At 45.7% G+C, this 4559-nt stretch carries 5 protein-coding genes; all 5 read left to right on the top strand.

Annotation, left to right across the window (positions count from 1 at the left end; translation table 11 throughout):
- Nucleotides 1-321 (top strand): hypothetical protein (locus QUA00_RS36270; protein ID WP_333413404.1); only part of this gene is annotated, 321 nt, incomplete at its 5' end.
- Between the two features lie 300 nt (nucleotides 322-621).
- Complete coding sequence (locus QUA00_RS36265; RefSeq protein WP_333413402.1) at nucleotides 622-2580, top strand: CHASE3 domain-containing protein; 1959 nt, start codon at nucleotides 622-624, stop codon at nucleotides 2578-2580.
- Nucleotides 2543-3004 carry a response regulator gene (locus QUA00_RS36260; RefSeq protein ID WP_333413400.1) on the top strand — a complete coding sequence of 154 codons (462 nt, stop codon included), beginning with the start codon at nucleotides 2543-2545 and terminating at the stop codon, nucleotides 3002-3004. The genes QUA00_RS36265 and QUA00_RS36260 overlap by 38 nt, the downstream gene beginning before the upstream one ends.
- Before the next feature lie 277 nt (nucleotides 3005-3281).
- The gene (locus QUA00_RS36255; RefSeq protein WP_333413398.1) at nucleotides 3282-3698 is read left to right on the top strand and encodes a response regulator; all 417 of its coding nucleotides are present in this window, start codon (nucleotides 3282-3284) and stop codon (nucleotides 3696-3698) included.
- Complete coding sequence (locus tag QUA00_RS36250; RefSeq protein WP_333413396.1) at nucleotides 3617-4531, top strand: histidine kinase dimerization/phospho-acceptor domain-containing protein; 915 nt, start codon at nucleotides 3617-3619, stop codon at nucleotides 4529-4531. The genes QUA00_RS36255 and QUA00_RS36250 overlap by 82 nt, the downstream gene beginning before the upstream one ends.
- Nucleotides 4532-4559: the final 28 nt, after the last annotated feature.

Here is a 4559-nt window from a genome sequence, read left to right as displayed (position 1 = left end):
CGAGCTTTCTTCTTGAACCGCTGGCGATCGAGCCGGACTTCCCAAAAGCCCCCGCTTTTAAGCGTGGGGTTCCTTACCCGCGTCATCGCTTCTGTGAATTTCTCCCTCGCTCCAAAAGATTATTTTTTAAATAAAATATTAAAAATTCGCCTTTTTTTTTGGGGTAAAAAGCTTGACTTTGCTAGATTGACCATGTATTATTTAATAATGGGAATAGTGACAAAATTTAAATTTATGTCACCACTCCCATTATCTAAAATATACCCCAAAAATCAACAGCAGTCAATAGGTAAAAACTCTTTTCTTTACGCCGCAATTTGAAACTGCCAAAGGAAGACGAACGATACAAAAATCGATGCAAAAAAAGGCGAATTAAGCTTTTCAGCCTATCCTAGATTGTGTGGCGTTTGCCTGAATCACGAGACGCAAGAGAGCGATTTAGGCCATCTCAGACTTAAGGGGGATGCGAGGAAGATGGAGACTAAACTAGAAACAAGATCGATCGCAAATTTGCTCCTTAAATTTGTAGGCTTTAGCTGACTGCCTGCCCGCGCAAAAAAGTGGCGTAATCTGCATCCCGCTACAATAAAAGAAAAAGCAGGACTCGCGTGCCATCATTTCATGAAACAATCCCTGACTCGCCAAATCACCGCAGGTATCGGAATGGCCGTGGCACTGCTGATTTTCAATGCGACTACTTCCTATCGCAATACTCTCAAGTTAGTCGAAAACGAACGCCGGGTAGGCCACACTCACCGAGTTTTAACCGAACTCGAAGCCACGCTTTCTACCTTAAAAGATGCTGAAACCGGACAGCGCGGTTATTTGCTGACGGGAGAAGAACGGTATTTAGAACCCTATCACAGCGCGATCGCCCGCATCAACGAGCAAGTAGTCGAATTGCAGCAGCTAACCGCCGACAACAACCGGCAGCAACAGCGCATTCGCAACTTGAAAATTGCGATCGACTCTAAATTAGCCGAACTTGAAGGAACCATCAATCTGCGACGCCAACAAAAGTTAGAAGCAGCCCTGCGAGAAGTAAAATCCGGTAGGGGAAAGCAAATCATGGGCGGCATTCGGCAGCAGATAGCCACCATGACAGCCGAAGAAACTCAGCTATTGCAGCAGCGTGCCCGAGAATCTCAAACGAGCGCTACTTTGACAATCCTGACTTTTACCGTTGCCACTTTAGTAAATTTCCTCTTGATGCTGGCGGTTTACTATTTGGTGAAGCGCGATCAAACTTTGCGCGACAATGCCGAAATCAAGCAAAATCAACTTTTAGAACAGCTAGAACATGATCGCCACTCCCTACAATTAACCGAAGAACGTTTCCGCCTCGCCATTCTCAACGCACCGCTGCCAATTATGCTGCACGCTGAAAACGGACAAGTTTTGCAAATTAACAGCGCTTGGACAGAATTTTCAGGCTACCAACACTCAGAAATTCCCACAATTGAAGATTGGACAGAAAAAGCTTACCACAACCGCAAATCGCTAGTGCAAGCAGATATCGATCGGCTGCACCAATTAAACAGCCGCATTTCTGAGGGCGAATATATGATTGCCACAGCCAGCGGCGAAACTCGCATTTGGGACTTTTATTCCGCACCTTTAGGCCAGCTTTCCGACGGCAGAAGTTTAGTAATTAGTACCGCCATTGACATAACTGCGCGCAAACAAGCAGAAGCAGAAATTCGGATGCTCAACGCTACCTTAGAAAGGCGAGTGGAACTCCGCACAAATCAACTTCAAGCAGCTAACGAAGAATTAGAAGCTTTCACCTATACCGTCGCCCACGATTTGCGGGCTCCCCTGCGGGGAATGCAGGGATTAGCTGAAGCTTTATTAGAAGATTACCGTGACATCCTCGATGAACTTGGTCAAGAATACGCCCAGCAAATTGTTAATTCTGGGCAACAACTACAAGAATTAATCGAAGATTTGCTAGCTTACAGCCGCCTGAGCCGCACTGATTTATCGCTGCAAGTTTTAGACTTAGAATCTGCTGTGGTCGAGGCAATTGCTATGGTAAAAGCCGACGCTAAATCCAGCCACGCTCAAATCAGTCTTCAATCACCCTTGCCTGCGGTAATTGCCCACCGCGTTACTTTAGTTCAAGTAATCGCCAATCTGCTCACCAATGCTATAAAATTTGTGGAAGGCGTATCACCCCAAGTACAGATATGGGCCGAGGAACTGGAGCTGCCTCAAGAGGGAGAGACAGACAGGGATATAGCGAGAAAATTGGAAATGCAAACTGTGGGAGAGTGGGAACATTCCCAGTTACTTATGGCCAGCCCTCTATTGCCAGTCCCCATGATCCGTCTTTGGGTAGAAGACAACGGCATCGGTATTGCTCCAGAACATCAAAAACGCATTTTTGGGGTTTTTGAACGGCTGCACGGTATTGAGTCTTACCCCGGAACTGGTATAGGATTAGCTATTGTAAAAAAAGGAGTCGATCGCATGGGCGGTCAAGTTGGAGTGGAATCTCAATTAGGACAAGGCAGTCGATTTTGGATACAACTGAGGAAGCATGACCGAAACGCAGACGATTTTGCTGGTGGAAGATAACCCTGTTGATATTCTATTGATGCAGCGGGCATTTCGCCATGAGACTTTTGCTAATACTTCGCTGCAAATTGTGCGAGATGGAGATGCAGCGGTTTTTTATTTAAATGGGGACGGAGAATACAGCGATCGCGATCGCTATCCTTTACCTGCGATAATTTTACTAGACTTGAAATTGCCCAGGCGATCCGGTCACGAAGTTCTAGTTTGGCTGAGGCAGCAGCCGGAACTAAAACGCTTGCCGGTGGTTATGCTTACTTCTTCTAGGCAAACACTTGATGTCAAACGCGCTTACGATTTAGGGGTAAATTCTTATTTGGTTAAACCGGTCGGGTTTGCTTCTTTATTGGAAATGATGCAGAGTTTTAGCGAGTATTGGCTCAACTATAGCGAACTGCCGGAACCTAGAGAATTTTCTGGTTTGTAGTAGCCGTTTCCCGGTTTTTATTGCTTGTTTCCTCGTTACCAGGCTCTTTCGGGTAAGCTGTCACGCATTTAAATTGCATATTCAGGGCGGGCGAGACGCCCACCCCACAAGACTTAGATTGTTTGTTGACATTCTATTTAAATGCTGAACAGCTTAACGAGTAAATTAAGTTTCTAGTGAGTAAGCCCGTCCTGTATCATCTTAAAGGGGCGATTTCCAACATTTTTATGATAATATATCGCCACTCTAGCTAATAGCAAAATTATTAATTGTTACAGTGCTACATATTTTGGTAATTGACGACAACCCAACAGATAGGCTGCTGGTCAAACGCGAATTAGATCGGCAATTCTCGCAATTGCAAATAACGGAAGTTTTTGACGATAGATTATTCGGGGAAGCACTGAAACGAGGCGGATTCCATCTGGTAATTACTGATTACCAACTACGCTGGACGAACGGTTTAGATGTGCTGAAAACTATTAAAGCTATTTATCCAGAATGCCCGATTGTAATGTTTACGAATACTGGCAATGAAGAAATTGCTGTAGAGGCAATGAAATCAGGATTGGACGACTACATTATCAAGTCGCCGAAGCACTATGTGCGCCTTTGCGTTACGGTTCGCGCAGTGCTCGATCGAGTTGCCGCCTGGAAGTCGCCCGACTGGAAAATCAACTTCATTCTCTGCTAGAACACTTAAATGTCGGAGTTTTTCGAGCGACTTCCCAGGGGCAGCTTTTGGAAAGCAATCAAGCTTTTTTGCGCTTGTTTGATGCCAGAAATTTAGCAGATGTCCAAGGGATTTATCTTCAGAAATTGTTTGTGCAACCCCTAGATTCAGGCAGGGCTGTTTCGGGGCAACCACGGGGGGATTGCCCCTACGGAAAACCAGGGTTTTGTAGGGGCGGTGCCCCCGTGCCCGCCCAGCCCATAGACGAGGGGGTCGGGGTTTCAGATATCGCGGCAACCACGGGGGGATTGCCCGTACAAGACAATGAAACAGCCCTGCTAGATTCAGGGGAGTCTCGGTCTCAAAATATCGAAATTACCTTTCCTTTGGCAGACGGTCGAGTAAAATGGATTCGGTTTACTCAATATCTCTACAGCACAGAAGGTGAAAGTACCATTGAGGGATTGGTTGAAGATATTACTGAACTCAAGCAGGCTGAACTTGCTTTGCGGGAATTTAATGAAACTTTGGAAGAGCGGGTGAGAGAGCGTACTGCTGAGTTAGAAGAAGTTAACGCACAGCTCGAATCGTTTACCTATTCAGTTTCTCACGACTTGCGCGCTCCTCTGCGGGGAATTTCGTTTTTTGCTGAAATGTTGCTTAAAGATAAAGCCAGCGAGTTGGATGCTACTGCACAGGATTACTTGTATCGGATTAATGACGCCGCAAGTCTGATGAATACTTTAATCGAAAATTTGCTAGAGTACAGCCGCCTCTGCAAAGCTAACTTGCCACTAAAAGCAGTCTCTGATACTTTTAATCCAGACAATCCCCGACAATCGGCAACAATCTGAATATAGCACACTCATCAGACAGGTCCCA

It is taken from the genome of Microcoleus sp. T2B6 (assembly GCF_036700475.1).
In the GTDB taxonomy this organism is placed as follows: Bacteria; Cyanobacteriota; Cyanobacteriia; order Cyanobacteriales; family Microcoleaceae; genus Microcoleus.
The sequence above is the reverse complement of the archived record's forward strand: the minus strand, read 5'-3'. Positions and strand labels throughout refer to the sequence as shown.